29 protein-coding genes are annotated in these 26,105 nt (G+C 65.4%); 6 read left to right on the top strand and 23 right to left on the bottom strand.

From position 1 onward, the window contains the following. Positions 1 to 3 precede the first annotated feature (3 nt). The 15 genes from fliR to LDB26_RS01980 all read right to left on the bottom strand — a co-directional run bounded on the left by fliR (position 4) and on the right by LDB26_RS01980 (position 12,709). Complete coding sequence (fliR, locus tag LDB26_RS02050) at positions 4 to 786, bottom strand: flagellar biosynthetic protein FliR (RefSeq protein ID WP_062063406.1); 783 nt, start codon at positions 784 to 786, stop codon at positions 4 to 6. After that, positions 783 to 1,055 (bottom strand): flagellar biosynthesis protein FliQ, encoded by a 273-nt coding sequence (gene fliQ, locus LDB26_RS02045; RefSeq protein WP_021244590.1) that lies wholly within the window; start codon positions 1,053 to 1,055, stop codon positions 783 to 785. Before fliQ ends, fliR begins: the two co-directional genes overlap by 4 nt. A gap of 10 nt (positions 1,056 to 1,065) precedes the next feature. Further along, positions 1,066 to 1,848: a flagellar type III secretion system pore protein FliP gene (gene fliP, locus LDB26_RS02040; RefSeq protein ID WP_306812046.1), complete on the bottom strand. Its 783-nt coding sequence runs from the start codon at positions 1,846 to 1,848 to the stop codon at positions 1,066 to 1,068. After that, positions 1,838 to 2,101 (bottom strand): flagellar biosynthetic protein FliO, encoded by a 264-nt coding sequence (locus tag LDB26_RS02035; RefSeq protein WP_021244588.1) that lies wholly within the window; start codon positions 2,099 to 2,101, stop codon positions 1,838 to 1,840. The genes fliP and LDB26_RS02035 overlap by 11 nt, the downstream gene beginning before the upstream one ends. Before the next feature lie 84 nt (positions 2,102 to 2,185). Further along, positions 2,186 to 2,521: a flagellar motor switch protein FliN gene (fliN, locus tag LDB26_RS02030; protein ID WP_062063402.1), complete on the bottom strand. Its 336-nt coding sequence runs from the start codon at positions 2,519 to 2,521 to the stop codon at positions 2,186 to 2,188. Continuing rightward, entirely contained in the window at positions 2,518 to 3,402 is an 885-nt protein-coding gene (locus LDB26_RS02025) for a flagellar motor switch protein FliM (RefSeq protein ID WP_257540078.1), read from the bottom strand. Before LDB26_RS02025 ends, fliN begins: the two co-directional genes overlap by 4 nt. Positions 3,403 to 3,451: 49 nt before the next feature. Then, positions 3,452 to 4,081, bottom strand: coding sequence for a flagellar basal body-associated protein FliL (fliL, locus tag LDB26_RS02020; protein WP_257540076.1), 630 nt, complete (start codon positions 4,079 to 4,081; stop codon positions 3,452 to 3,454). A 26-nt stretch (positions 4,082 to 4,107) separates the two neighbouring features. Beyond that, complete coding sequence (locus tag LDB26_RS02015; protein ID WP_257540074.1) at positions 4,108 to 5,925, bottom strand: flagellar hook-length control protein FliK; 1,818 nt, start codon at positions 5,923 to 5,925, stop codon at positions 4,108 to 4,110. A 1-nt stretch (position 5,926) separates the two neighbouring features. Beyond that, entirely contained in the window at positions 5,927 to 6,352 is a 426-nt protein-coding gene (locus LDB26_RS02010; protein WP_062063395.1) for a hypothetical protein, read from the bottom strand. Next, positions 6,349 to 7,677, bottom strand: a complete 1,329-nt coding sequence (locus LDB26_RS02005; RefSeq protein WP_257540072.1) for a FliI/YscN family ATPase — start codon at positions 7,675 to 7,677, stop codon at positions 6,349 to 6,351. The genes LDB26_RS02010 and LDB26_RS02005 overlap by 4 nt, the downstream gene beginning before the upstream one ends. Next, complete coding sequence (locus tag LDB26_RS02000) at positions 7,674 to 8,318, bottom strand: FliH/SctL family protein (protein WP_257540070.1); 645 nt, start codon at positions 8,316 to 8,318, stop codon at positions 7,674 to 7,676. The genes LDB26_RS02005 and LDB26_RS02000 overlap by 4 nt, the downstream gene beginning before the upstream one ends. Beyond that, entirely contained in the window at positions 8,311 to 9,330 is a 1,020-nt protein-coding gene (gene fliG / locus LDB26_RS01995; protein WP_021244580.1) for a flagellar motor switch protein FliG, read from the bottom strand. Before fliG ends, LDB26_RS02000 begins: the two co-directional genes overlap by 8 nt. Then, positions 9,323 to 11,077 carry a flagellar basal-body MS-ring/collar protein FliF gene (gene fliF / locus LDB26_RS01990; RefSeq protein ID WP_062063391.1) on the bottom strand — a complete coding sequence of 585 codons (1,755 nt, stop codon included), beginning with the start codon at positions 11,075 to 11,077 and terminating at the stop codon, positions 9,323 to 9,325. The genes fliG and fliF overlap by 8 nt, the downstream gene beginning before the upstream one ends. Position 11,078: 1 nt before the next feature. Further along, positions 11,079 to 11,438, bottom strand: a complete 360-nt coding sequence (gene fliE / locus LDB26_RS01985; protein WP_031290899.1) for a flagellar hook-basal body complex protein FliE — start codon at positions 11,436 to 11,438, stop codon at positions 11,079 to 11,081. A gap of 11 nt (positions 11,439 to 11,449) precedes the next feature. Continuing rightward, positions 11,450 to 12,709 carry a sigma-54-dependent Fis family transcriptional regulator gene (locus LDB26_RS01980; RefSeq protein ID WP_062068490.1) on the bottom strand — a complete coding sequence of 420 codons (1,260 nt, stop codon included), beginning with the start codon at positions 12,707 to 12,709 and terminating at the stop codon, positions 11,450 to 11,452. 318 nt (positions 12,710 to 13,027) lie between these two features. Here LDB26_RS01980 and LDB26_RS01975 point away from each other — a divergent pair, with 318 nt between their 5' ends. From LDB26_RS01975 to mdoH, 3 genes are all read left to right on the top strand, one after another. Beyond that, the gene (locus tag LDB26_RS01975; RefSeq protein ID WP_257540068.1) at positions 13,028 to 13,903 is read left to right on the top strand and encodes a flagellin; all 876 of its coding nucleotides are present in this window, start codon (positions 13,028 to 13,030) and stop codon (positions 13,901 to 13,903) included. A 206-nt stretch (positions 13,904 to 14,109) separates the two neighbouring features. Continuing rightward, on the top strand, positions 14,110 to 15,594 hold the full coding sequence (locus LDB26_RS01970) for a glucan biosynthesis protein (RefSeq protein WP_257540066.1): 1,485 nt from the start codon (positions 14,110 to 14,112) through the stop codon (positions 15,592 to 15,594). Positions 15,595 to 15,654: 60 nt separating this feature from the next. Continuing rightward, a complete protein-coding gene (gene mdoH / locus LDB26_RS01965) occupies positions 15,655 to 17,547 on the top strand; it encodes a glucans biosynthesis glucosyltransferase MdoH (RefSeq protein WP_062063385.1) in 1,893 nt (630 codons plus the stop codon). A gap of 117 nt (positions 17,548 to 17,664) precedes the next feature. Here the strand turns inward: mdoH and LDB26_RS01960 are convergent, their stop codons facing one another. The 8 genes from LDB26_RS01960 to LDB26_RS01925 form a co-directional block, all read right to left on the bottom strand. Then, positions 17,665 to 18,402 (bottom strand): FliA/WhiG family RNA polymerase sigma factor, encoded by a 738-nt coding sequence (locus LDB26_RS01960; protein ID WP_062063383.1) that lies wholly within the window; start codon positions 18,400 to 18,402, stop codon positions 17,665 to 17,667. 13 nt (positions 18,403 to 18,415) lie between these two features. Further along, a complete protein-coding gene (gene flhA / locus LDB26_RS01955) occupies positions 18,416 to 20,536 on the bottom strand; it encodes a flagellar biosynthesis protein FlhA (RefSeq protein WP_021244572.1) in 2,121 nt (706 codons plus the stop codon). Positions 20,537 to 20,545: 9 nt separating this feature from the next. Then, the gene (locus LDB26_RS01950; RefSeq protein WP_062068488.1) at positions 20,546 to 21,370 is read right to left on the bottom strand and encodes a lytic transglycosylase domain-containing protein; all 825 of its coding nucleotides are present in this window, start codon (positions 21,368 to 21,370) and stop codon (positions 20,546 to 20,548) included. 255 nt (positions 21,371 to 21,625) lie between these two features. Then, positions 21,626 to 21,934, bottom strand: a complete 309-nt coding sequence (locus LDB26_RS01945; protein WP_062063381.1) for a hypothetical protein — start codon at positions 21,932 to 21,934, stop codon at positions 21,626 to 21,628. 3 nt (positions 21,935 to 21,937) lie between these two features. Then, entirely contained in the window at positions 21,938 to 22,216 is a 279-nt protein-coding gene (gene flgM, locus LDB26_RS01940; protein WP_021244569.1) for a flagellar biosynthesis anti-sigma factor FlgM, read from the bottom strand. A gap of 44 nt (positions 22,217 to 22,260) precedes the next feature. Beyond that, positions 22,261 to 22,767, bottom strand: coding sequence for a flagella basal body P-ring formation protein FlgA (locus LDB26_RS01935; RefSeq protein ID WP_257542226.1), 507 nt, complete (start codon positions 22,765 to 22,767; stop codon positions 22,261 to 22,263). 463 nt (positions 22,768 to 23,230) lie between these two features. Beyond that, on the bottom strand, positions 23,231 to 23,722 hold the full coding sequence (locus LDB26_RS01930; protein ID WP_062063380.1) for a flagellar motor protein MotB: 492 nt from the start codon (positions 23,720 to 23,722) through the stop codon (positions 23,231 to 23,233). Then, on the bottom strand, positions 23,719 to 24,387 hold the full coding sequence (locus LDB26_RS01925; RefSeq protein WP_257540064.1) for a MotA/TolQ/ExbB proton channel family protein: 669 nt from the start codon (positions 24,385 to 24,387) through the stop codon (positions 23,719 to 23,721). Before LDB26_RS01925 ends, LDB26_RS01930 begins: the two co-directional genes overlap by 4 nt. Before the next feature lie 253 nt (positions 24,388 to 24,640). Between LDB26_RS01925 and flgB the strand changes: the two genes are divergently transcribed. From flgB to LDB26_RS01910, 3 genes are read left to right on the top strand one after another with little or no spacing between them, the layout of a single operon-like run. Continuing rightward, positions 24,641 to 25,009, top strand: coding sequence for a flagellar basal body rod protein FlgB (gene flgB / locus LDB26_RS01920; protein WP_257540062.1), 369 nt, complete (start codon positions 24,641 to 24,643; stop codon positions 25,007 to 25,009). A 2-nt stretch (positions 25,010 to 25,011) separates the two neighbouring features. After that, positions 25,012 to 25,422: a flagellar basal body rod protein FlgC gene (flgC, locus tag LDB26_RS01915; RefSeq protein WP_021244564.1), complete on the top strand. Its 411-nt coding sequence runs from the start codon at positions 25,012 to 25,014 to the stop codon at positions 25,420 to 25,422. Next, positions 25,419 to 26,078 carry a flagellar hook assembly protein FlgD gene (locus LDB26_RS01910; RefSeq protein WP_257540060.1) on the top strand — a complete coding sequence of 220 codons (660 nt, stop codon included), beginning with the start codon at positions 25,419 to 25,421 and terminating at the stop codon, positions 26,076 to 26,078. The genes flgC and LDB26_RS01910 overlap by 4 nt, the downstream gene beginning before the upstream one ends. Positions 26,079 to 26,105 lie beyond the last annotated feature (27 nt).

The raw sequence follows: 26,105 nt of genomic DNA, 5'->3' as shown, positions 1-26,105 counted from the left end.
GGCTCAGCGTCCTTCCGCAATTGACTGGGCCTGCTCAAGGCCCGCCTTGAGCGCGGCGGCAATGCCCTCGCCCATCACCGGCGTGGCGATGGCGAGCAGCACCAGCCCCGCCATCAGTGCAACCGGCATACCCACAGCGAACAGGTTGAGCGAAGGCGCGGTCCGCGCCAGCATTCCCATCACGATCTGCACCAGCACCAGCGCGAAGCCCACCGGCAGCGCGATGGTCACGCCCGCCCCCAGCAGCGCCCCGCCAAATTCGATCAGGTGCCACACCGCATCGTTGCTCAGCATCGCCGCGCCCGGCGGCAGCGCCTGATAGCTCTGCACCACGAAGCTCGCGAGCATCAGATGCCCGTCCATCGCCAGCAGCAGGAAGGTTGCGAGGATGGACAGAAACTGCCCCACCACCTGCGTCGACTGGCCCGATTGCGGATCGACCATCGCGGCAAAGCCCAGGCCCATGCTGTTGCCGATCGCCTCCCCCGCGACGAAGGCGGCGGCATAGCCGATCTGCACGGCGAACCCCATGGCAAGCCCGGCCAGCACTTCCCCCGCGACCAGCATCACGCCTTCGAAGCTCGCCACGCCGTCCTGCGGCAGATGGATCGGCACGGCGTTGAGCGCGGCCAGCCCCAGCGCCAGCGACAGGATCAGCCGCAACTGCAACGGCACCGCGGGCGCACCGAATACCGGCGCGGCGATAAAGGCCGCTCCGGGCCGGATCATCGCGATCAGCCAGATCCAGAGCTGTGTTTCCACGCCCGCAAAGCCGGGCGCCATCATTGCAGCAGGTCCGGTATCCGCTCAAATATTTCGCGAGTGAAGTCCGCGACCAGCACCATGATCGACCCGCCGAACAGCGCCAGCATGGCGCACACCACGATGATCTTGGGAATGAAGCTCAACGTCTGTTCGTTGATGGAGGTCGCGGCCTGCACCATGCCGATCAGCACGCCCGCGATCAGGGCCGGAATCAGGATCGGCGCCGCCGCCAGCGCCGTAATCCACAGCGCCTGCTGCGCCAGCCCCATGAAGAAATCGGCGTTCTCCATCGGTCCGGCCCTATGTCGCGAAGGAGCCGGCGAGCGACCCCATGGTCAGCGCCCAGCCATCGACCAGCACGAACAGCAGCAGCTTGAACGGCATGGATATGATCGTGGGCGACAGCATCATCATGCCCAGCGCCATCAAGGTGGACGCCACGACAAGGTCGATGATGAGGAACGGCAGGAAGATCATGAAGCCGATCTGGAAGGCGGTCTTGAGTTCGCTCGTCACGAAGGCGGGCAGCAGGATCGAAAAGGGAATGTCGGCGGACGACCGGAAAGCGGGCGCTTCGGCCATGTTGGCGAACAGCTTAAGGTCGGTCTCCCGCGTCTGCTTCACCATGAAGCCGTGCAGCACCTTGCCAGAGCGGCCCACCGCTTCCTCGATGGAAATCTGGCCCTTGCCATAGGGATCGAACGCCTGCGCGTTGATCTGGTCGATGGAAGGGCGCATCACGAACAGCGAGAGGAACAGCGCGAGGCCCACCAGCACCTGATTGGGCGGCGTCTGTTGCAATCCCAGCGCCTGCCGCAGCAGCGACAGCACGATGATGATGCGCGTGAAGCTGGTCATCATGAGCACGAGCGACGGCAGCACCGTCAGCAGGCTCATCAGCACCAGTATCTGCAAACTCAGCGACAATGGGCGGCCATCACCAGAAATCTGCCCCATGGCCCGGCTCAGCGCGCCGCCATTGTCGACGGGTGCCGCCGGAACCGCCTGCGCCAGCGCCGGATGGGCGAGCAGCAACCCGGCCCCCAGCAGCGCAAAACCGATCAGAAGCGTCTTAACGCGCACGGAACGGATCGCCTTCCGCGATCTTCTCGATCCGCCCGCGCGTGACGGATAGCAGGATTTTCTTCCCCTCGAACTCCACCACCGCCAGCTTGCCGAACGTCCCCATCGGCAATGCCTCAAGCAGTTTGAGCGACCGGCCGTCCTGACCCGCCATCATGCCGGGCTGATATTTGCGCCACAGCCACAGCGCGCCGAAGGCCATGCCGCCGACCAGCGGCAGCAGGATCAGCAGTTTGACGAAGTACCAGAACATGAAGCGGCCCCGCGACTATGGTTAATGCGCCATCCGATCCGCAAGAACGGCCCGCAACGCAAGCGAAAAGACTTGCGCCTGCGATCAGCCGCGCCGCTCGACGCCCGCCAGACGGGTTTCGGTGGCGGCAATATCGACGATGCGGATGCCATATCGGCCATTGACCGTCACCACCTCGCCCTTGGCGATCAGCGCGCCGTTCACCATGATGTCGAGCAGATCATCGGCCTGACGGTCCAGTTCCACGATGGAGCCTTCGGCCAGGTCCATGACCTCCGCCAGGCGCAGGGACGTCGATCCCACTTCCACCGACATGCGGACGGGAATGTCCGCCAGCAGCTTGAACTGGCGGTTGGAGGCCATGCCGACCGCGGCATCCTCATGCCGGTCCATGCGCGGCGCTTCTGTCATGTCACTCATTGATCCGGTCCTTGTGCAAGCTTTTCGATCTGGAAGGCGGCGCGGCCATCCTGTTCACCGATGGTTCCGTGCGCCACGATACGGTCGCCGACGATCAGCGGCAGGCTGCGTCCGATGGTCACGGGGATGACGTCGCCCGCCTTGAGCTGCATCAGATCGGCGAGCGAAAGATTGGGCCGCGCCAGCACGGTGCGCGCTGGCAGGCGGATGTCCTGCATCTGGCGGGCGATACGCGCCTGCCAGACGGGATCGACATGTTCTTCGTCCGTGGGCATCCGAACGCCCATCAGCGCCTCGACGCCCCGCAGGGCGGAAAGCGGAAACAGCAGGTCGATCGGCCATGACTGATCGCGGCTGAGGCTGATCGTGAAGCGTTGCAGCACCATCTGGTCGCTCGGCTGTGCGGCGGCGGCGAAACCTAGCCCGGTCTCACGCGCGACCAAGCCGGCGTCGAGAGCGATCACCTCGCCCCAACATTCCATCAGCCGCGTCACGAGCGCTTCGGCGATCCGCGCGATCAACCGGTCTTCGGTAGGCGTGAATTCCCCCTTGGACGGCATGGGGCGATTGCCGACGCCGCCATAAAAGCAGTCGACCAGCACCGAAATCATCGCCGCGTCCATCCGCAGCAGCATCTGCCCCTTGAGCGGGGTCAGGCGATAGAAGGAAATGCTGGAGAAGTCGGGCAGTTCGCCCGACCACATGCCGAATTCCAGCACGCGGGTCGCTTCAGCGGTCACATGCGGGCGGATGCCGGAAATCGGCTCGATCAGTGTGCGGATGCGCCGGCCGAGCTTTTCGCCCAGCCGGTCGAGTCCGGACAGCATGACCGGAGCCTGCGATTCCCCGCGTCCCAATGCATAGGATTGAACGTCGCTCATGAAAGTCCCCAGCCCGTTCGTCGGGGGACTTCCCGACGTTCAGGCAGCCCTATTGAATAACGAAATTGGTAAAATAAACGTTATCGACGCCGCCATAACCCGTCTTTTGCTTCAAAACATCGTTGATAACGGCCTTGATCTTGACCTGAAGCTCTTTCTTACCGTCAGGCGTCGCCAGCATGGTTTCGGGCTGTTGCGCCAACAGCATCAGCACCTGGCTGCGAATCGCCATCTCATGCGTCTTGATCGCCTCGATCACGCGCATGTCGTAATAGGTCGACACGGCGAGCGCGATCTGCGCGAAGGCGTCGCTATCCGACATGTTGGACGTGAAGGGCGCCTGCAGCTGGAAATAGGTCGCCTGATAGGCAGTCGGATTGGTCGGCGTCGGCAGGTCGATGCCCTTGCCCGGCGCATGGCCCGCGATAGCCGCGCCGCCGCCATGTCCTGCACCGCCCATGCCGTGGGCCTTGGCGACTTCCTCGGCATTTTCGCCCGCCAGCACCAGCACCGGCTTGTTCGGATCTTCCTTGGGGCCTTCTTCCTTGTGCGAGAAGAAACCGGCCGCATAGAGCCCGCCGGCGGCTCCCGCGCCCCCGACAAGCGTGGCGATGACAAGCATGATGATCATTTTCATGCTCCCGCCTTTTTTCTTCTTGGCCTTCGCCTCATCGCTCATGGTTCATGTCCCCTGGAACTGGTCGGTCACGCATAGCGCGCGCGGCGGGCATCGCCTGCGCCGTCACCTGCGTCCTTTTGGTTAATAACGGCCCTGTCGGCGCTTCCTTTATGGCCGGAGGCGATATTTTCCCGCGCTTGCCATTGGCCCTGGCGTTCCGACTGGGCCATGCCTTGCCCGGCGCCCTGCCAGCCTGACGCAGACCCTTGCGAAGAGGATTGCTGCCCCGGCTGCTGCTGCCCCGATTGCTGGTTGCCGGATTGTCCCGCGCCGTCCGGGCGGGCGGCTTCCGCCACATGCGGCGCGCGCTCGATCTTCACGTCGGCGATACGAACGGCCGCCAGTCCCGCATCCAGCCGAAGGCGATCGCTGTCCTGCTTGAGGGCGATCTCCGCCGCCTCATTGGCGACCGTCAGGCTGACGGCAGCGCCATCGGCGCCCTGCCGGATATCGACCTGGACCGGCCCCAGCTGACTGGCGTTGATCTGGAAGCGTCCATGCGCGCCATTCTGCGCCAAACCGGCAATGTCGCGCGCCAGACCGTCGATCCACTGCCCGGACACGCCCATATCGACCACCTGCGCGCCCAGCGATGCACCGACATCGACGGTCGGCATCACGGCGGCGACCGCAGGAGCCGGAACACCGGTGGCCACAGGCTGCGGCTGGGCGGAAGCCGTTGCGCCCGCAGGATCGGCATCACTGACGGCTATCGCGGGCGGCATGGTGGGTTCCGCGATCGTCGGCTTACCATCCCGTCCGCCTTTATGCGCCGCCGCCGCCATCGCTTCAGGCACGCGCGCGGTTTCAGGAGAAGTCCGCGCAAACTGTTCGCGCACCATCTGGAGCAGCGAAAGGGCTTCCGACCGCGCCAATTTACCGGCGGGCGCGGCGGACGGCGAAACTGTTCCCACCACGGGAGAGGCCGCCGCCTCATCATCGGGCGATAACAGCGCATCCTTGCTGGTGACTTTGCCAGGAGCAATCGACGGCTTCTTGTCCGTCAAAACGGTATTTTGGGTTCCGTCATTCGGCACGGCGGGTTCTGCCTGCGGTTGAGCAGCAACCTCCGGCTTGCTCGACGAGCGTACCGTCCCCGCCGGTGCAGGAACGGACGGCGTGGAAACCGCCACCTTGACCTTTTCCGCAGCCATCACAGGCTGATCGACAGGAGCGGGGCGCACCATTTCAGGCACAGGCGCGACGATCACTGGCTGGGCAGGGACAGTCGGCGGAGCGACCGCTGCCACATCCTCGCCCGTTTCCTTCACCTCATTTTCGTCAGCCGGTTCTCCGCCCTCCACAGGTTCGGCCTCATCGATCTTGTCGTCCGGTACGGGACGGGCAATCGCGGGCTGCTCCGGCAAATGATCCACGGCGGTCCTGGGCTTGTAATCCGCGATGATCCCGGCGCCGGAAACAGCGGTCTGGTCCGTGGCTTCGCCCTTCTCCGCGTCGTCCACCGGCGTTCCCACAGGCGGCACGGCTGTGACCGGTCGCTCTACAGCCGCGGAAATATCCGGAACGATGGATGGGATAGCCGGAAGGACCGGCTCTTCCAGCATCTCAGGCGCAATGGATGGGGCGTCAGTCGCGGGCGGCGCGGCGGGAGGGGGCACGGCAACATCCGCCCCTGCGTCCACGACCCCCTCCTTCGCAGTCGCTCCGGCGGAAAACGCCGGGGTATCGGAAACCGCGACATGCCCCTTCATGGAACCGTTCAGCAATGCCGCGAAATCAACCTCTCCCGCCGGAAGGGTCGCGCCGGACCCGTCACCGGCCAGAGGCATCTTCATCGCGACGGAGGAAAACAAAAGCGTCTTGAGACTGGTCAACATGTTCATGTCACGCATCTCCCCTGCGTTGCATCCGGCGATAGCTTGGCAGCGCCGCCAGCCGGCTTTCACGCCATTCATCCAGGTCCGCCCGAGCGCGGTCCTTCAATCGTGTCGCGATTTCCTTGTCGCGGTTCGCCGCGAGGCTGAGATTCTCTTTCACCTCCACCTTGCGCCGCGCATCATAAAGCGCGCCGTCAAGCTGGCGTCCCGCCTGCTCCAGCCGCCCCGCCAACTCCTGCATCGCGGCGAAGGACGCGCCACTCGCCGCGCCCTCGGCCTGGAACAGGTCGCTCCGCACTCGGCGCAGGCGTTCGGCATTATGGGCGATGCCCTCCGCCTCGTCCCGCGCGCGCGCCGTCTCCGCCGCCGCCATGGCATGTTGCACATGGCGCACGCGCAGCACGCGCTGGCGGCGAGCGACAAGGCCCTTCACGCGCCGAACTCCGCCATCAGCGCGTCAGCACTGGTGGAAAGGTCGACGCGGCTTTTCTGGTCCTGCTGGATGAAGTCCAGGATTTCCTGCCGCCGCTGCACCGCTTCGTCGATCACCGGATCATTGCCGGGGCGATAGGCGCCCATCAGGATCAGGTCGCGATTTTCCTCATAAGCGGCCCAAAGCCGCCGATAGGCCGCCGCCGCCATGCGATGCTCGTCCGGCACCACATCGGCCATGACGCGCGAGAGGGACTTGCCGATGTCGATGGCGGGAAAGATCGCCTGCTCCGACAGATGGCGGGAAAGCACGAAATGGCCGTCCACAATGGCCCGCGCCGCATCCACGATGGGATCGTCGGTGTCGTCGCCATCGGCCAGCACCGTATACAGCGCCGTAATAGATCCACCCGTGCGCGAATCCACGCCCGCCCGCTCCACCAGGCGCGGGATCAGCGCCAGCGCCGAAGGGGGATAGCCCTTCATCGCGGGCGGTTCGCCCAGCGCCAGCCCGATTTCCCGCTGGGCATGGGCGCAGCGCGTGAGGCTGTCGATCAGCAGCAGCACCTTCTTGCCGCGCGCCCGGAAATATTCGGCGATGGCGGTCGCCCGCGCCGCCGCGCGCAGGCGCAGGATCGGCGGATGATCGGCCGGAACCGCGACGACGATGCTCTTGTGCATCGTGCCCTTGAGCTTGGTTTCGAGAAAGTCACTGACTTCGCGTCCACGCTCGCCGATCAGGCCCGCGATCACGATATCCGCTTCCGCGCCCGCGATCATCTGGCCCATCAGCACGGATTTGCCGACGCCCGAACCCGCGATGATGGCGATGCGCTGCCCCCGCCCGGCGGTCAGCAGCGCATTGACGGCGCGCACGCCGAGGTCAAAAGGCTCAGTCACGCGCCCGCGATCCAGCACATTGCCCTGAACGCCGTTCAGCGGCCAGCTTCCGCCCGCGATGATCGGTCCCTTGCGGTCGAGCGGCTGCCCCATGGCGTCGATGACGCGCCCGATCAGCCCTTCGCCGACCTGCACCATGTTCGCCTGACTGTCCGGTTCGACCCGCGCACCATTTTCCAGCGGCGCGCCATTGTCGAGCGGCACCAGCAGCGTGCGTTCCCCCCGGAAACCCACGACCTCCGCCCGCGCGATCGTTCCATCGGAAGCGATCACCCGCGCGCCCGCGCCGATGGGGCGGCGGAAACCCGTCACTTCCAGCATACCGGCATCGTGGCTCATCAGCCGTCCCACATGGCGGGGCTGGCGGTTCTGCACCTGCAAATGATCGAACAGCGTCTCCGCCTGGGCGATGGCGGCCCGGATCATGCCTTGCCCTCCATATCGTCGAGCAAAGCGCGCAGCCGGGCGAGCCGCACGTCCGGCCCATCCTCGACCCAGCCGTCAGCCGTATCGAGCCGCACGCAGCCCCGGCTCATCGACGCGTCCGCGACCAGCTTCACGCCGACCTGCCCGCCATCGACCAGCGGCATGTCGTCGGGGTGCAGGTGCAGGGCGCTCTTGCCCTCATTCTCGTCGATGAAGGCCGCAATGGTTTCGCACCGCTGTTGCAGCAGTTCCGCGTCGATCGCCACTTCGCCCACAATCTGCGAGACGAGCCGGATGACCGTGGCCGACAGCATCGTGGCCAGGGTTCCGCTGGGCGCGGGCGTCAGCATCTCCAACGCCTCGGCCAGCCGGTTGCGCGCATCCGCATCGCTGGCCATGCCCTCTTCGGTCACGCGGCAGCCTTCATCGAACCCCTGCGCGAAGGCTTCGATCCGCGCCTGCTCCAGCGGATCGCCTTCCGGTTCCGCATCGGCATAGGCCGCCATCCGCATCGCCTGCGTCTGCGCGCCCGGCGGCGCGGTGTAGAGGCTGCGGAAACCGCTGCTTTCGATCCGCGCTACGCCCGCGACGGGGATGCTGGCGATGTCGCTGCCGCTCTCGGCCGCCCAGAAATTAGACAAAGTCGTTCCCCTTGCCGCCCAGCATGATCGTGCCCGCGTCGGCCATGCGGCGCGCGGTGCCGATGATGAGCTTCTGCGCGTCGATGACTTCGGCCAGGCGGATCGGCCCGCGCTCCTCGATCTCGTCGGCGATGGCCTGCGCCGCGCGGGCGGACATGCAGGCGAAGATCTTCGCCTTCAGCACCTCGTTCGCGCCCTTGAGCGCAACCACCAGCACCTGACTGTCCACCGTCCGCATCAGCGTGCCCAGATTCTTGTCGTCCATGTCGATGAGGTTGTCGAAGACGAACATCTCCTCCTCGATGGTCTGGGCGATCATCTTGTCCCGCTTGGCCAACGCCTTGATGATGCGCTGCTCATTATCCTTGCGGACATTGTTCATGATCGCGGCCGCTTCGATGGTGCCGCCCCGCTGCGACGCCGCGCCCTGCTTCTTGGTCGCCGGGCCGCGCATCAGAAGCTGTTCAAGATCGTCCAAGGCCTCGTTGGAAACCGGTCCCAGCGTGGCGATGCGATAGACGATCTCTTCCTGATATTCCGCCGGCAGCAATTGCAGCACATCGGCCGCGACGGGCGCTTCCAGATGGGCAAGCACAATCGCCATGATCTGCGGATGCTCCGCCTCGATCAGGGACGCGATCTCCTTCGCATCCATCCATTTCAGCATCTCAAGCTGGGTCGAGCGGGTCGGCGGCGTGATCCGCGCCAATATGGTTTCGGCGCGCTCCTCGCCCAGCGCCTTGGTCATCGCGCCCCGGATATGCTGGGTCGCGCCATAGCCGATGGTGGTGCGCTTCTTCGCCTTGGAAACGAAATGGTCGAGCGCCTGATTGACCTCGTCCACCTCGACATCCGCGACGTCATACATGGCGTTGCCGAGCTGGCGCACTTCGTCGGGCTCCAGCCGCGAGAGGATCTGTGCGGCCTCATCCTCGTTGAACAGCATCAGCAGGACGGCGGCGGCGGCGCTGCCTTTCAGCGCCGCGGGAGTTGCGGAAGCGGCCTCAGGCATTTTCCTTCTTCCCCTCCTTCAGCAGGTCGCGCACGACCAGCGCGGCCCGGTCCGGGTCCTGCTTCACGAAATTGCGGATCAGATCGGCGCGCTGGCTATAGTCCGGCGCTGAAGAGATCATGTCGAGCGTGATCGGCTGCCCCTCGCCGGGATGCTCGGCGGCATGGCGCGTCAGTTCGCCGGAAATCTCGCGGCCGATGCGCTGGCCGTTTGCAGCGGCGTCAGCGGCGGCGGCCTCCTGCGCGGCGGCCCGGCGCTTGAGCAGCGGGCGGCCGATGCCGAAGATCAGCAGCAGAGCGACCAGCAGCGCCGACACATTGCGGACCAGCGGCGACATCCAGTCGGCTTCATACCAGGGAGCCTTCACCTCTTCCGCCTTGACGAAACCGCGTGAGGACAGGGCCACCACGTCGCCCCGGCTCTGGTCGAAACCGATCGCGCCCTTCACCAAGGCTTCCAGCGCGGCGATTTCCTGCGCGCTGCGGGGCTTGCCGTCCGCGCCATTGTCGAGCGCCACGGCGACCGACAGGCGCTTGACCGTGCCCACCGCGTCGCGGGTGACGGACACTTCGCGGCCCAGCTCGAAATTGCGGTTGAAGGTTTCCTCGGTCTTCAGGACCGGATTGGGCGGCGTGCCCGGCTGAGCGGCGGCGTTCGCGCCATTTCCGGTCTGCCCCTGCTGCACAGCCTGGCCGTTGGGATTGGTCTGCGTCACGGTCGGATTGACCGGAGCCTGATTGCTGAGCGCGCCCGGGATGCCGCCGGCCTCGCCATTGCCCTGACCGCGCGGGTCGGACTGCCAACTTCCCTGCTCGCTGCGAAGGCGCGCCTCATCCTGCGGATAGGTTTCCCGCGTCGCCTGACGCTCGGCAAAATTGAGTTCGGCATGAACCTCGGTCGAAAAATTGCCCGCGCCCAGGATCGGCGTCAGCAGCGCGACGACCGACTGGCGATAGCGATCCTCCACCCGGTCCTGCACCGCAAGCTGGCGGTCGTCGGCGGAATTGGCGTCATTATTGCTGAGCAACCGGCCATTTTGATCGACCACCGAAATATCCTGCGGATTAAGCTCCGGGATGGACGATGCGACCAGATGCACGATGGCGCTGACCTGCTGGTCGGTCAGCGTCCGTCCCTGCGCCAGACGCAGCATGACGGAGGCGGTGGGCTTGGCCCGGTCGCGCAGGAACACGCTGGGCGGCTCGACCGCCAGATGCACCTTCGCGCTTTCCACGGAATCGATCGCCTCGATCGTGCGGGCAAGGTCCATTTCCCGCGCCGACCGCAGCTTTTCGCCTTCCACCGCGCGGCTTGCGCCCATGGGCAGGCTGTCGATCATGCTGTTGCCGTCGGGCGCGCTCTTGGGCAGGCCCTGCGCGGCGAGCATCATCTTCGCCTTGAAATAATCGTCCTGCGCGACGGTCATCCCGCCCGCATTGTCGAAGCTGTAGCGCACGCCGTTCTGGTCCAGCACCTGCGCCACCGCCGATTTGTCCCCATCGGGCAAGGCGCGGAACAGGTCGCGCTGCGGCGGTTCGCGCAGCGCCAGCCAGGCAAGACCCGCCATGGCTACCACGCCCAGCAGGCCCAGCAGCGGCAGGCTCTTCGCCACCGCAGGCTGCTTCATGAAGCCGGTGAAGCGCGCCTTCAGCGCATCGACGCCTTTCGCGCCGCCGCCCAGCGAGGACGCCGGGAGGGCGGGAGCAGCGGCCGCGCCGCTATCGAGGGTAAGTGCGTTCTCGCTCATATTACACCGGCATGCTCATGATGTCCTTGTAAGCGGACAGCAATTTGTTGCGGACCTGAAGGGTGGCTTCGAAACTGACCGACGCCTGCTGCTTTGCCAGCATGACGGCGGCGATGTCCGTCGTTTCCCCCCGTTCGAAGGCGGCGGCGGCTTCACCCGCCTGACTTTGCAGGCCATTGACCTGATCCAGCGCGGACTTGAGCGCCTGCGTGAAATTGCCGGGCGCCGTCGCATCGGCGCCGCCCGTTCCGGCCACGCCGCCGGCATTGCCGGTCGAAGCGACGTCGCGCAGCGCGGCGTTCTTCTGAAGGATGGCGTTGCGGATCGCCATCACGCTGTCAGTGGGAGAGATGCTGCTCATCCTCTAACTCCTTACGCGGCGGCCAGTTCGCGCATCTCGGCCAGCCGATAGCGCAGGGTGCGTTCCGAAATGCCGAGCTTGCGGGCGGCGGCGGCGCGGTGGCCGTCTGTCTCGCGCAGCGCAAGGCGGATGGCTTCCAGCTTGGACATGCGCGCCACGTCGCGCAGGCGGACCGGCTCGTCCGGCACCAGGATCGGCGCGGAACGGCGAACCGGCTGCGGCGCGGCGGCCAGATGCAGGTCGTCGGCGTCGATCCGCGCGCCGTCGCGCAACACCAGCGCGCGCTGGAGCACATTGCCCAGTTCGCGGGCATTGCCCGGCCAGGCATGATCCTCCAGCTTCGCCAGCGCTTGCGGAGTCGGCCAGACAAAGGCGTCCTTCGCCAGATCCTGATGACGCAGCAGCATGGCGGCGGCGATGGCGGCGATGTCGCCGGGACGCTCGGCCAGCGGACGCAATTCCAGCGGCATGACGTTCAAACGCCAGTAAAGGTCTTCACGGAACCGTCCGGCGGCGCATTCGTCGGCCAGATTGCGGTTGCACGCGGCGATCACGCGGACATTGACGGGCACCGGATGGGTCGCGCCGACGGGAAGGACTTCGCCCTCCTGCAACGCGCGCAGCAGCTTCGCCTGAAGCGCCAGCGGCAGTTCGGCGATCTCGTCGAGGAACAGCGTGCCGCCGTCCGCCGCCAGGAACAGCCCTTCGGACGCATTGGCCGCGCCGGTGAAGCTGCCCTTCTTGTGGCCGAACAGCATCGCTTCCATCATGGTTTCGGGCAAAGCGGCGCAATTGACCGCGATGAAGTCCCGCGAAATACGGCCCGACTGGGCGTGAAGGAAGCGCGCCATGCCTTCCTTGCCGGTGCCGGTGTCGCCTTGAATGAGCACGGTGGCGTCGCTGCGCGCGACCCGCCCTGCCAGCGTCATCAGCCGGGCGCTGGCGCTGTCGCCGACCGCCGGGATGACATCGGGCCGCGCCAGTTCCGCGATCAGCGCGAAGGCGAAACCCATATCCTCCAGGCCGAAAGCCACGCGGGCGGGCAGGCCATTGGCGGCGGGCACCAGCGAAGGCGCGCCATCGATCAGGTTGATGAGGATATCGCGATGGGTCGCATGGGCGATCTCGCTCGCCAGCAGCACGCGCCGGTCATCCCGGTCGCGCGGCGCGGCGGCATCCACCGCACGCACGGCGAAAAAGGCATTTTCAAGCCAATGCTGCAACCCTGGAACCAGCGCGCAGACCCTTTGGCTCACGTCGAGAGACGACATGCACATTCCCCATCATTTCGGCTGTCTGGTGCCCCCGCACTTTTCAGCCCCCTTTCGATAGGGTCTTTTTGCGCCTTGCATGGTTATCATATGGTTAACTCTGCCTGCCCCTTGCCGCCGACCGGCAATTTTTTTCCGCCCCGGCAAGGGAATTTGCCGCGCTTCTTATATGGACGCGCGCGTAAGAGGCGGTTTTTTCAGTTATTTTCGAAAAAATCGCATCTGCCCCTAAAAGCTTTTTTCGCGCCGCCGTTATCCCCTTTCGAGGCCGCAAGCAGCCTGATGGCAGCGACCTGATGTTAAACGAAAGGGAACACCATGACTGTTATCGGAACCAATTCTTCGGCCCTGCGCGCCACCAACGCTTCGGCCCAGTCGAGCAAGGCGCTCAGCACCGCGATGGAACGCCTGTCCACCGGCAAGCGCATCAACAGCGCGAAGGACGACGCCGCCGGCCTCGCCATCGCTTCGACGATGACCGCCCAGATCCGCGGCATGACCCAGGGCATCCGCAACGCCAATGACGGCATCTCGCTGGCGCAGACGGCGGAAGGCGCGCTGGGCGAAGTCAGCAACATGCTGCAGCGGATGCGCGAACTGACCGTTCAGGCGTCCAACGGCACCAACGATGCAACCTCGAAGAAGAACATCCAGACGGAAATCGAGCAGCTCAGCACTCAGATCGCATCGACCATCAACAATACGAAATTCAACGGCATCCCGCTCTTCAACGGAGCAGATGCGGATTTCAGCTCAACCGTCTCGATCCAGGCCGGCGCAAGCGCGTCGGATGCGATCTCGATCAACATGGCGGACATGACCGATGCAACAGACGGCATCGTCGGAATCGTGGATTTTGCTCCCGCCGCCGCCGGCGATCCCTATGCTGCGGTGGATGTCACGGACGCGGCGTTCGATGCTGATACGGCACTGCAGGCGTTCGATGCCGCTCTGAAGGTTGTCGACACGACCCGCGCCAATCTCGGTGCCGTGCAGAACCGCCTGGAATCGACGATCAACAATCTGACCGCGAACGTCACCAACCTGACCGACGCTCGCAGCCGGATCGAAGACGCCGACTTCTCGACGGAAACGACCTCGCTCGCCAAGGCGCAGATCCTGAGCCAGGCTTCGACCGCGATGCTGGCGCAGGCCAATCAGAGCCAGCAGAACGTCCTGAAGCTGATCCAGTAATCCGCTTGCATAAGAATGCACGGTGAGGTCTGGTCGCCTCACCGGACATGGAGCCTCCGGCACATCAACAGTCCCCACCGTGCCGGAGGCGACACCTTTCGATCAAAGACCAGCTTTCCGAAGCCTCCGTCCCCCCGGACGGAGGCTTCATCGCATTTGCGCGGGCCATGGCTTGCAAAGCGCGCCGTCCTTCCCATGATGGGGCCATGACCATGATCGACCGGCGCGCGATGATCGCCGCCTCCAGCGCCGCCCTCCTCCTCCCTCGTCCGCTTATGGCCCAGAGCAAGGGTGAAGCCTTTTCCTGGGATGCGCTGGTCGCCATGGCCCAGCGGCTGGCCCGCGCGCCCTTTCAGGAAACGCCCCTTCATACCGGAGCGGCGAAGGTCGATTACGACGCCCTGCATCAGGCCCGCTTCCGCGAGGAGCGCACGCTCTGGGGCGATCTTCCCGGCCATACCGGCATCCGTTTCTTTCCCCTGAGCGCCAACGCCGCCCAGCCAGTCTCCATCGCTATCGTGGAAAATGGCCGCACGACGCCGCTGCGCTATGATCCCTCCATGTTCGACACGCCGCCGGGCAATGCCGTGGCCGCGCTTGGCCCCGATGCGGGCTTTGCGGGTTTTCGCATCATGAACGCGGCGCGGGACGGGGACTGGCTCTCCTTCCTGGGCGCCAGCTATTTTCGTGCCCCCAGCCCGCAAAAGCAGTTCGGCCTGTCCGCCCGCGCCGTGGCGATCAACACCAGCATTGCGGGGAAAGAGGAATTTCCCCGCTTCACCCATTTCTGGCTGGAACGCACCAGCGCGGACAGCGTCACCGTCCACGCGCTGCTGGACGGCGCATCGATCACCGGCGCGTTCCGCTTCGTCAGCCAGCTTGGGCCGCAGGGCGTCCGGCAGGACGTGACCGCCGCCCTCTTCCCCCGCAGGCCCATCGAGGAACTGGGCCTGATGCCGATGACCAGCATGTTCTGGTACGATCAGGCGAACCGGACGCAGGGCACCGACTGGCGGCCGGAAATCCACGATAGCGACATGCTCGCCATCGCCAGCGCGAACGGCACGGCGCATTGCCGCCCCCTCACCAACCCTGCCGCACCGCGCGTCGATGTCTTTGCCGAGCGTGATCCAGCCGGTTTCGGCCTGCTACAGCGCGACCGCGATTTCAGTCATTATCAGGACGACGGCGTATTCTACGACCGCCGCCCCTCGCTCTGGGCCACCCCGTCGAAGCGGCTGGGGCCGGGCGAGGTGCGCCTCTATGCCTTTCCCACCGACAGCGAATATACCGACAATATCGCCGCCTACTGGACCCCTTCCGCCTCCGTCCGCCCCGGCAGGCGGATCGACGCCAGTTATCGGCTCGACTGGTCGGCGGCGCAAAGGCCCGCATCCGCCGCGACGGCATGGGTCAAGGATGTCTGGCGCGGGCGCGGCGATCAGGCGGGTCAGGGCCGGCTGGTCATCGACTTCGCGGATGTGACAGAGGCAAAACCCGAAATCTGGGCCGATGTGGCGCATGGCGCGCTTCTCAAAAAGGCCGGTTATCCGGTGCTTGGTCAACGTAATCTCTTCCGTGTCGTGCTGGATGTGGCGCGTCAGGGCGGCGGGACGACGGATATTCGGGTCCAGCTCCGCTCCGGCAATCGCGCCATCAGCGAATATGTGCATTATCCGCTGGGCGCATGATCGGAACCCTTGGCTTGCGCGAAGGGTTGAGCGTGCGGAACAAATGGATACGGGTCTGGAATGAAGGGCACGGACGGCATAAGGCCGCTGCATGAACAATCGCAAGACGCATCCGTGACGCGGGCATTCGAACAGGTTCCCGCCGAAATGCCGCTTGCCATGCCGGTGCAGGATTTTTCCTCTGCCCCGGACGATGTGCCGGTGCGCGCGCGCAATATCGACCTGTGGGCGCGGCGGCTTCTGGTGGTGCTGCTCGCTGTCCTCCCGGCGTCCATGGCCGCGCATGAAATGCGCCTTTCCATCGGCCTCGACGGCATTTCCCTTTGGGAAGGCATCTATCTCGCGCTGTTCATTCCCCTCTTCGCCTGGATCGCCTTCGGCTTCGCGACCAGCTTCATCGGCTTCCTGTTGCTGACCATCGGGCGCGGCCGCGGCGTCCAGCCTCGCGCCCTGCGCCCTGGCGATCCGCTGCGCGGCCAGACGGCCATATTGCTGCCGGTCTGCAACGAGGATTTCCTGGGCGTGCTGGGCCGCCTTTCCATCATGGAGCGGTCCCTGACGCAGGTGATGGGCGGCGAACGCTTCGAATTTTTCATCCTCAGCGATTCCAATGCCGAAAATGGCGAGATCGAACGGGAAGCCTATCAGGCGATCCGCCACAGCTTTTCCCGCGCCGTGCATTATCGCCGCCGCGCGCTCAATATCGGGCGCAAACCCGGCAATATCGCCGAATGGGTGCAGCGTTTCGGCGGTGGCTATGACTATATGATCGTGCTGGACGCCGACAGCGTCATGAGCGGGCAGACCATGGCGCGGCTGGCGTCGGACATGGAACGCCACCCTTATCTCGGCCTGATCCAGACCGTGCCGACGGTGGTGGGCGCATCCACGCTCTTCGCCCGCTGGCAGCAATTCGCCAGCCGCCTGTTCGGCCCGATCTCCGCCGCCGGCATGATCTGGTGGGCGGGGTCCGAAGGCATGTTCTGGGGCCACAACGCCATATTGCGCGTGCGCGCCTTCGCGCAAAGCTGCGGCCTGCCCGAACTGCCGGGCCGCGCCCCCTTCGGCGGCCATATCATGAGCCATGACATGATCGAGGCTGCCTTGCTGCGACGGCGTAGCTGGGACGTGCACATGGTGACGGCCGACGACAGTTTCGAAGAATTCCCGCCCTCCCTCCCGGATCTCGCCACGCGCGACCGGCGCTGGTGCCAGGGCAACATCCAGCACGTCCCCCTGATCGCGAAGATCAAGGGGCTGCATCCGGTCAGCCGCTTCCAGTTGCTGGTCGGCGCTTCGGCCTATTGCACTTCGCCCTTATGGCTTGCGCTGATCCTGGTCGTGCTGGGCGGCGCGGTCGCGGGCCTGTGGCCGGCCAGCGCCGTATTGCCCTCGGGCGGGCTGCTGGCGCTGACGGCGGTGCTGCTGTTCGGTCCCAAGCTGCTGTCGATGATCTGGGCGCTGGCAGACCCGGCCCACCGCATCGGTTTCGGCGGCGCGGCGCGGATGAGCCGGGGCGTGCTGGCCGACATCATCCTGTCGATCCTGATGGCGCCGGTCAGCATGTTGACCCAGACGATCAACCTTTTCGGCATATTGATGGGCCGCAAGAGCAGCTGGAACGGCCAGACCCGCGACCGCGACGGCATGGCGCTTATCGGCGCCGTCTGGCTGTTCAAATGGCATATTCTGCTGGGCCTTGGCCTCACATTGCTGGCCGTGCGGGGCGATACGCCGCTGGGTTGGGTGACGCCGGTGGTCGCGGGACTGCTCCTCGCCCCTGTCCTCGCCGCCATCACGGCGCGCAAGGGATTGGGCCGCTGGGCCGACGAACATGGCCTGTTCCAAGTGCCCGAACCCTGGTGGCGCACGCAAAGCTATCGCCCGCTGCGCTATCGCCTCTCGGTCAATGGAAAGACCATCACGCCGACCTGGCCAGCGAACGACGGTTAGGGGTGGGAGGCGGACGGTCTGCTATCCCCATCTCCGTTCGCCCTTCGACAAGCTCAGCCCGAACGGAGGTGGGTCGTGCGAAAACGGCCGAAACCCGCTATCGCAGGATCAGATTTTCTAATCCCAATCCCTCAACTTCTCGCGGAGCTTGTCCAGCGCCGCTTTCTTGATCTGGCACACGCGGGCCGCGCCGATGTCCAGCACCTGCCCGATTTCCTCCAGATTGAGTTCCTCGACGAAATAAAGTTGCAGCACCAGCGCCTCGCGCTGCGGCAGTTCTCCGATATGTTGCGCCATGGCCGCCTTCAGCGACTCCCGCTCCATCACATCGTCGGCGCGGTCCTCGACATCGGCGAACCACATGGACTGATCGGAATAGACCTCGTCCATGCTCATATGCTGGACCATCTCGGCCCCGTCAGCCATCTCGCGATAGGCCGCCGCGTCCAGCCCCATCTCGTCGGACATTTCCGCTTCGGTCGGCATCCGGCCCAGCCGCTGCTCCAGCTTGCGCCGGACGCCCGCCAGTTCCTTGCGCCGCGCCATGGCGGACCGGCAAAGCGTCGCCTGCCGCCGCAAATGGTCGATCATCGCCCCCCGCACGCGCATCTGGGCATAGGAGGCGAAACCCAGTCCGCGATCCTCGAAGCCATTGGCCGCCTCGACCAGCGCGACCATGCCGATCTGGAGCAAGTCCTCGATCTCGATGGCGCTCGATACGCGGCCATGGACATGCCAGGCGATCTTGCGGACCAGCGGCATATATTGCCGCGCCAGTTGCTCGGGCGAATTGACGGTTCCCCGCCGTCCGTAGGTATGGACGTCCGATCCGGCGGCGACTTTGCTCATATACATGGATCAAGTCTCCTCAAGCGACCCGCTCGCGCGCGGGTGCGGGATCATGGCGCGGAATGGGCCGCTGCTCGCCGCCGACCACGGCGACGACCTCGACCCCCTTGCCGTCGGGAATTTCCAGGAAGGACAGCACCGGCGTTTCCGGCAGATGCGGCTTGAACAGCCGCGCCAGCGCCCGCCGCGCGATCGGCGACGTCACGATGGCGAAGTTGCGCGCCTGCCCCAGCAGGGGCCGCGCCGCCTGCACCACCGCTTCGATGATGCGGTTGGCGAGCGCAGGCTCGATGGGATGCTTGGCGTCGCCCGCCACCCGCATCGCCTGCGCCAGCAGCGCCTCCAGATCGCCGTCCAGCGTGATGACGGGCAGCGGCATCTTCACCGGCACAAGGCCCTGGATGATGAGCGCGCCGATCCGCTGCCGCACCGCTTCGACAAGCTGTTCGTGCGACATGTCGGGCCGCGCGGCGTCGACCATCGCCTCGCAGATGCGGCGGAAGTCCTTGAGCGCGATCCCTTCGGACAGCAGCGCCCGGCACAGCGCGGAAATCTGCGTGAGGCTGAGCAGTCCCGGCGTCAGCCCATCGACCAGTTGCGGCGCGGCGTCCTTGAGGTTGTCGAGCAGCTTGCGCGCTTCGTCCAGCCCGAACATCTCGCTCGCATTCATGGCGATAAGCTGGTTGAGATGGGTCGCCACCACCGTCGGCGGATCGACCACGGTATAGCCTGCAATCACCGCTTCGCTGCGCCTGGCGGGCGAAATCCACACCGCTTCCAGCCCGAAAGTGGGATCTTTCGTCTCGCGCCCCGAAACCGTGCCTTCCAGCGCGCCGCTGTCCAGCGCCAGCAGATCCTCCGGCCAGATCTCATCCTCGCCCACGACCACGCCCGCGATGGTGATGCGATATTGATTGGGTTCCAGCGACAGATTGTCCTTCACCCGCACCATCGGCACGACAAAGCCCAGTTCCTTGGACAATTGCCGCCGGATGCCCGTGATCCGCGCCATCAAAGGCGCGCCCTTGCGCTCATCGACCAGCGAAATCAGGCCATAGCCGATCTCCAGCCCCAATATCGCGCCGTCCGACACGTCATCCCATTCGATCAGCGCCGGATTGGCGGGCGGCGGCGCGGGGGCGGGTTCCGCCGCCTTGCGCTGGCCTGCCTTGCGGAGCTGCCATGCGATCCCTCCCGCCACGGCGGCGGCGGTCAGGATGATGAAGTGCGGCATCCCCGGCAGCACGCCCAGGAAAGCCAGGATCGCCGCGACCGGCACCCAGGCGCGACCCGAACCGAACTGGCTGGTGATCTGGCCGCCCAGGTCCTGCTCGCTGCCGACGCGGGTGACGATGGCCGCCGCCGCGATGGACAGCAGCAGCGCGGGCACCTGCGCCACCAGCGCATCGCCGATGGCCAGCACGATATAGGTCTGCGCGGCCTCGCCCATCGACAGGCCATGGCTTACCACGCCCAATATGATGCCGCCCACGATGTTGATGGCCAGGATCAGTATGCCCGCGACCGCATCGCCCTTCACGAACTTGCTGGCGCCGTCCATGGAGCCGTAGAAATCCGCTTCCGTCGCGACTTCGCGGCGGCGCACCTTGGCTTCTTCCGGCGTCAGCAGGCCCGCGTTCAGGTCCGCGTCGATCGCCATCTGCTTGCCCGGCAAGGCGTCGAGGGTGAAGCGCGCCGACACTTCCGACACGCGCCCCGCGCCCTTGGTGATGACGACGAGGTTGATGATCATCAGAATCGCAAAGACGAAGATGCCGACGACATAATCGCCGCCGATCAGGAAATGGCCAAAGGCTTCGATCACATGCCCCGCCGCGTCCGATCCTTCATGCCCCTGCACCAGCACCACGCGCGTCGACGCGACGTTCAGCGCCAGCCGCAGCAGCGTCGCGAACAGCAGCACCGTCGGGAAGCTCGAAAAATCCAGCGGCTTGGCGGCGTTGAGCGCCACCATCAGCACCGCCAGCGAAATCATGATGTTGGTGATGAACCCGATGTCCAGCATCACCGCCGGCACGGGCACCATCATGAACAGCACGACCATCAATGTCGCAAGGGGCAGCACCGCCCCCTTGGCGGCGTTCGTCCAGATCTTCGCTTTGACTTGGGCAGGAGTCATGAGAAGCCGTTACCTTCCGAGGGTGGCGAGCATGAGATAGGCGAGGCGCGCCGTCTGCGGCTGGGGCGTCACGGTGACGTCCGCCGCGCTGGCAAGGCGCTGGGTTTCGATCCGCACATAATCGGCGGGCTGAATGGTCTTGGCATTGGCGGGCAGGGACGCGGAGGCATCGGCATAGCGGACATCGCCGCCGATCGAATCCATGCCTTTTTGCAGCTTGCCCGCGAAACGGTCGCGAATCTCGGCGAAGCTGCGGGCATGGCCCTGCCTGTCGTAGAAGATCGACCGATTGGCCCGCGCCGCCGCCGGGAACAGCGAAGCCGCCGTCGCCTGCGGCGCGCGATCATGCGTGGACAGGAACTTGGCGGCCCCGCCCACGCCCAGGAAGTGCGCGAGATAGAGGTCGACCGGCTGCGCTTCACGGCCCAGCCGCTGCTCCAGATAGGCTTTGTTGTCCGCGGCATGTTCCGCCGCCATGACCGAAGCCGTCTCCGGGTGGCTCCGCAGATCCAGTATCTGCTGCCGCAAATTCGGGTCCGACACATAATAGCGGCCATTGCTACCCCGGCTGACCGCATCGGCGGCCCAGCCAAGCCCATATTCGCTGCCATGCTTGTCGATGACGGCGAGCCAGCTCTGGTCGATGAATTGATAAAGGCCCCGCGCGGACGACGTCGACGCGCGCGCATTGGGATTGAGGCTGCTTTCGATCTTCGCCTGCCCCAGCAGGTAGCCGAAATCGACGCCCGTCCTGCGGCTGGCCATGGCGATCGCGTTGGTGACGCGATTGCCGGCCGAAGCCCCCGTTACCGTGATGTCCGCGAATGCCGACACTGTGAACAATCCCCTTTGCTAGCGGGGATCATTAGAGCAAGCCTTATGCCAATATTTGGTTAACGCGCCCGCAAGAAAATGCAGCGCCTTTTCGGAAAGGCGGATGATGGAGTGTGCTGGCGCATGGTTTTGGGGGAAAGCGAACGCTCCGCCAATCCCGACTCCGTTGGGCTATGTCCGCTCACGCCCGAAACCCATCAGCCACAAAAAAAGCGCCCAAAGGCGCCCTTTCCCATCATTGCGAGGAAGAAAAATCTAACGCCCGTAGACCAGCGGCGCATTTTCCGCGCCACGGACCGCCAGGACATTCAGCTTCTGATTCGTGCGATCGGACAGCACCCGCGTCCGCACCCGCGCCATTTCCAGCAGAGTCGCGATGGCCTTCAGCCGTTCCGTCACATCCGGTTCGGAACGCCACGCCCCGATGGCGCGCACCGACGCCGCCGCCTGCCCGACCTTCGCGCTCGCCGCGTCGATCGCGGCGGCATCATATCCGTCGAGCACCGCACGCAAATCCTCGCAGGCGGTCCGCAGATGATCGAGGGCGGCAAGGCCGAGCGGCATGAACTAACCCGCGACCGGCAGGTCGAGCGCCAGCATCCGGTCGGCAATCGCCGCCGGATCGACGGGATAATTGCCCGATGCGATGGCCGCCTTGATCGCCGCGACGCGATCCATGTCGACCGGCGCGCCTTGCGCCGCCATGCGGGCCGCCGGGCTTGCCGAAGCCGCCGATGAAGCGGGCGCGCCAGCCGTGCCCACGGAGGATGCGCGCACCTTGCCGCCATCCCGGATGCGGGAAGCCTCGACTGCGGCGCTCAGGCTCTGGCCAACTGACTTGATCATGGGTTCAATCCTTCACTCGTCCCTACCGTCTATAACGGACAAGTTCAAAAATCATTAAATCCCGGAACGCGCACAATTCCCATTTCCATGACCTGCGCCAAAATGGGCGACGATTTCCTGTCCTCACGCACGCGGATCGTCTCTCCGACCGCGCCATCTTCGTCCGCGATCATCATGCGCGATACGCTGAACACCGCGTTGCCCGCCATCAATTGCACGGGGTCGCCGCGCTTGACCGCGTTTTCCTTCGGCGCCGGCCTGCTCGCCATGCCATAGCGCGCCACCGGCCCGGACGCCGCCGCCGCGCCGCCGGGGACCAAAGGCACCCGGATACGCCAGCCCAGCGCATCGCACTTCACCATCGCGGCGCCGAAAACCGGCCCCTCGACATTGGGCGTGGTGGGACAGGCCGCCAGTTTCAGCCGCCGGTCGACCGGCGCGGCGGGTCCGCCCGGCTCGCCCAGATTGGCGCCCACGGTCATCGCCACCAGACTGTCGATCCGATCCAGATTCTCGAATTTCTGCTGCGCCAGCGCCGGTCCGGCGCTCATCATGACGAAGGCGGCAAGGCAGAATGTGGACAGTTTCAACACGATCAGTCTCCGAATGCGGATGTCTTTCGTGTATTTCAGCAATTTTCGTGCCAGTTTTCCGAAACAGAACGCAACGATCCCGCGCTCCTGCAAAGGCAGGAGCCCAGATCACAGCACGGGCCCAAGCGGCGTGGACAAAATCGGATGGGCTGAAAACGGCCAATGGCGAACAACCCACATCCAGGCGGCGTCGAAGGGCCTTCCACTGAGCGAAGCGAAGTGGCCTCCCTACGGTCAGCCTTGCCCCCTTCGACACCGCCTGCGGCGTCGCTCAGGACAGGCTTCGACTTCGCTCAGGGCGAACGGAGATGGGAATAGCAGACAGTCCGCCTCCCACCCATTTTAGCCGTTCCCCGATACACGGAATTTGTCCAAGCGCCCTAGGCTCCTGCCTTCGCAGGAGCATGATTTCCCTGGCGCCTCATTTAACATCAGGCGCGATGCGGATGACCTGTCCCTGCCCCGCCTTCCCTTCGGCCTGATCCAGCCCGCGGATCGCCAGACGGCTGCCCGCAATCCCTTCGGCCCGCAAGGCCCGCGCCACCGCGCCCAGCCGCGCCGCCGCCAGATCCCAGTCGTCGAACCGCTGCCGCGCCGGGTCCGTGCCATGGCTGCGGACCTCGATCCCGCCGCTTTCGCGCGAAAATTCGCGGGCAATGGCCGTCAACCGCGCCTTGCCCGCACCAGTCAGCAGCGCCTCGCCCGGCACGAACAGCTCCGCCGCGCGCAGTTCGATCCCCTGCCGCATCGGCCGCCCGCCAAATTGCTGGCTCAGGCCCGCCAGCATGACGTCGCGCCGCTGCCCGCTCGCCTGCAACAGCACGAAGAAGGCCAGCAACAGCAGGAGAAGATCGGCAAAGCTGACGGCCCATCGGTTCCGCCGAACCATGGCTGGAGCAGGAGGCGCGCTCATGCGACCTCACGGATCGAAGCGCGCCGCACCGGCGCATTTTCGCGCCGCGCAATGGCCAGCATCCGCGCCACGGCTTCCTGCTGCCAGGCCAGTTCCCGCTCGGACAGGTCCGCCAGCCGCGCGGCAATCGGCGCGGCGACGATATTCGCGATCACCACGCCATAGAGCGTCGTCAGCAGCGCGAGCGCCATGGACGGCCCCAGCCTGGCGGGATCGTCCATCGCCGCGAACATGCCGACAAGGCCGATGATCGTCCCCGCCATGCCCAGCGCGGGCGCGGCGTCGGCGACCGACAGCCACACATTGCGGACCGCCGCGTGCCTTTGCCCGCGATCCGCCAGCGCCTGCGCGGCCCACAGCTCGAACTGCTCCACCTTCTCGCAATTGGCGAGGCGGCGCGCGGCCTCCCCCAGGAAGGGATCGGCGGTCTTGACCCGGTCCGTGCAGGAAAGCCCGCGCAACTGCGCCACCTGGTCGATCCTGAGCATCGCCGCCCGCGCCGCATCGCGATCCCGCGCGGGGCGGGCCGTGACGAGCGGCCTCAGCGCCGCGAAGGCGCGCGCGAAATGCGCCCCGCCATTCTGCAACAGCGCCACCAGCCCGATGCCCGCGACCATCGCCGTCAAGGTCAGCGGATCGAACAGATGCCCCAATATTCCCACCATGACTCGCCGCTCCATCCAGGCCCGGCAAAGCCTTGCCGCCGCCCGGCAAAAAATTGCCGCCCTTGCCGCCTGCTTGAGGCAATCCCCCGGATTTCCGCCACTTTCGCCTTTGCCGATGCGTCACCCACGCAAATTGGCACGGCTCTTGCGAATATCAGGCTGGATCGCCCGCACTGCACGCCATCAGGCTTCAGAACGGCGCGGCGAACCGAAGTTTTAGGCCCATCGGGGCAAAAAGGGACGGAAGACGAAAATGTCGCTGGAAGACGGTTTGTTCGGGATACATGGAAAGGCGCTGGCGCTTCGCTCGCAGCGCCTGTCCCTGCTCGCGTCCAACATCGCCAACGCCTCGACGCCGGGCTACAAGGCGCGCGACATCGACTTCGACGCCGCGCTCAAGGAAGCGACCACGCAGGCGGCCAAATCCGCCGCCGACGTATCGAAAGCGGCCGACGATTCCATGGGCTACCGCGTGCCCCTGCAACCCAGCCTCGACGGCAACACGGTGGAACTCAGCACCGAACAGACGCTGTTCGCGGAGAACGCCGTCAAATATCGCACGACCCTCTCCTTCCTGGAGGGCCGCATCAACACCATCACCCGCGCCCTGAAGGGAGAATGAGCATGAGCGGCTCCGGTCCCATGAACGTCTTCGACATCGCCGGCCGCGCCATGAGCGCGCAGCTCGTCCGCCTCAACACCACCGCGTCCAACATGGCCAATGCGGGCAATGTGTCGGGCAGCGCGGCGGACGCCTATCGCGCGATCAAGCCGGTTTTCCGCTCCGTCACCGACAGCCCCGGCGTGTCGACCGTGAAGGTGGAGCAGGTCGTCACCACCAACGCCCAGCCCACCAAGCGCCACGATCCCAATCACCCGCTGGCCGACGCCAATGGCGATGTCTGGGAAGCGGCCGTGGATAGCAATGCGGAGCTGGTCGACATGATCGAGACCGCCCGCATGTACCAGAACAACGTGCAGGTGCTGAACACCGCCAAATCGCTGATGATGGAAACCATAAGGATCGGCAAATGAGCACGACCTCGAACGTAACCGACAGCGCGGGCATTCCCGCCTATAGCCCTTCCACCGTCAAGGCGACCGGCAAGTCGGAAATGGGGCAGGCGGATTTCCTGCGCCTGCTCACCGCCCAGATGCAGACGCAGGACCCGTTCGAGCCGATGGACAATGCCCAGATGGTTGCCCAGATGGCGACGATCACCAACTCCAGCGGCATCGCGGAAATGAACGCGACGATGAAAAGCCTCGCCTCGCAGCTTACCGGCTCGCGCCTGGGCGACGCGGCAAGCTGGATCGGCAAGTCGATGCTGGTCGAAAGCAATATCGCCGCCCCCGACGCCGCGGGCCAGTATATCGGCCAGCTCACGCTTGGCAGCGACGCCGAAAACGTCTCGGTCGATCTGGTCGACGGCAACGGCAACACGGTCAAAACCATCGACCTGGGCGCCCAGTCCAAGGGCGACGTCAATTTCTATTGGGACGGCAAGGATGAGGCGGGCGAAACCATCGCCGACGGCCCGCTCCAGATCAAGGTCAACGGCGCGAACCCCAATCGGGTCGCAAGCTGGGCCGCCATCGCCGCCGTCCAGTCGCCCGCCGACGGCAGCGCGTCCAAACTCATCACCGCGCTGGGCACCTACAGCCCCGCCGACGCCATCAGTCTCGCTTAACCTCATCCTTTTCACCCAGGGAGCAAC

This window comes from Sphingobium sp. CFD-1, from assembly GCF_024611115.1.
GTDB classification, from domain to species: Bacteria; Pseudomonadota; Alphaproteobacteria; order Sphingomonadales; family Sphingomonadaceae; genus Sphingobium; species Sphingobium baderi_A.
This window is presented reverse-complemented; position numbering and strand designations above follow the sequence as displayed.

Coding starts and splice junctions, on each gene's coding strand:
- fliL (WP_257540076.1), bottom strand. CDS start 4,081: ATGAGCGATGAGGCGAAGGCCAAGAAGAAAAAAGGCGGGAGCATGAAA.
- fliQ (WP_021244590.1), bottom strand. CDS start 1,055: ATGGAGAACGCCGATTTCTTCATGGGGCTGGCGCAGCAGGCGCTGTGG.
- flgB (WP_257540062.1), top strand. CDS start 24,641: ATGTCGCTGGAAGACGGTTTGTTCGGGATACATGGAAAGGCGCTGGCG.
- LDB26_RS01925 (WP_257540064.1), bottom strand. CDS start 24,387: ATGGTGGGAATATTGGGGCATCTGTTCGATCCGCTGACCTTGACGGCG.
- LDB26_RS02015 (WP_257540074.1), bottom strand. CDS start 5,925: ATGAACATGTTGACCAGTCTCAAGACGCTTTTGTTTTCCTCCGTCGCG.
- mdoH (WP_062063385.1), top strand. CDS start 15,655: ATGAAGGGCACGGACGGCATAAGGCCGCTGCATGAACAATCGCAAGAC.
- LDB26_RS02005 (WP_257540072.1), bottom strand. CDS start 7,677: ATGATCCGGGCCGCCATCGCCCAGGCGGAGACGCTGTTCGATCATTTG.
- LDB26_RS01960 (WP_062063383.1), bottom strand. CDS start 18,402: ATGTATATGAGCAAAGTCGCCGCCGGATCGGACGTCCATACCTACGGA.
- flgM (WP_021244569.1), bottom strand. CDS start 22,216: ATGATCAAGTCAGTTGGCCAGAGCCTGAGCGCCGCAGTCGAGGCTTCC.
- fliE (WP_031290899.1), bottom strand. CDS start 11,438: ATGAGCAGCATCTCTCCCACTGACAGCGTGATGGCGATCCGCAACGCC.
- flgC (WP_021244564.1), top strand. CDS start 25,012: ATGAGCGGCTCCGGTCCCATGAACGTCTTCGACATCGCCGGCCGCGCC.
- LDB26_RS01945 (WP_062063381.1), bottom strand. CDS start 21,934: ATGCCGCTCGGCCTTGCCGCCCTCGATCATCTGCGGACCGCCTGCGAG.
- LDB26_RS02035 (WP_021244588.1), bottom strand. CDS start 2,101: ATGTTCTGGTACTTCGTCAAACTGCTGATCCTGCTGCCGCTGGTCGGC.
- LDB26_RS01935 (WP_257542226.1), bottom strand. CDS start 22,767: ATGAGCGCCGGACCGGCGCTGGCGCAGCAGAAATTCGAGAATCTGGAT.
- LDB26_RS02025 (WP_257540078.1), bottom strand. CDS start 3,402: ATGAGCGACGTTCAATCCTATGCATTGGGACGCGGGGAATCGCAGGCT.
- LDB26_RS01910 (WP_257540060.1), top strand. CDS start 25,419: ATGAGCACGACCTCGAACGTAACCGACAGCGCGGGCATTCCCGCCTAT.
- LDB26_RS01980 (WP_062068490.1), bottom strand. CDS start 12,709: ATGTCGTCTCTCGACGTGAGCCAAAGGGTCTGCGCGCTGGTTCCAGGG.
- fliR (WP_062063406.1), bottom strand. CDS start 786: ATGATGGCGCCCGGCTTTGCGGGCGTGGAAACACAGCTCTGGATCTGG.
- fliG (WP_021244580.1), bottom strand. CDS start 9,330: ATGCCTGAGGCCGCTTCCGCAACTCCCGCGGCGCTGAAAGGCAGCGCC.
- LDB26_RS01930 (WP_062063380.1), bottom strand. CDS start 23,722: ATGAGCGCGCCTCCTGCTCCAGCCATGGTTCGGCGGAACCGATGGGCC.
- LDB26_RS01975 (WP_257540068.1), top strand. CDS start 13,028: ATGACTGTTATCGGAACCAATTCTTCGGCCCTGCGCGCCACCAACGCT.
- fliF (WP_062063391.1), bottom strand. CDS start 11,077: ATGAGCGAGAACGCACTTACCCTCGATAGCGGCGCGGCCGCTGCTCCC.
- fliN (WP_062063402.1), bottom strand. CDS start 2,521: ATGAGTGACATGACAGAAGCGCCGCGCATGGACCGGCATGAGGATGCC.
- LDB26_RS01970 (WP_257540066.1), top strand. CDS start 14,110: ATGACCATGATCGACCGGCGCGCGATGATCGCCGCCTCCAGCGCCGCC.
- flhA (WP_021244572.1), bottom strand. CDS start 20,536: ATGACTCCTGCCCAAGTCAAAGCGAAGATCTGGACGAACGCCGCCAAG.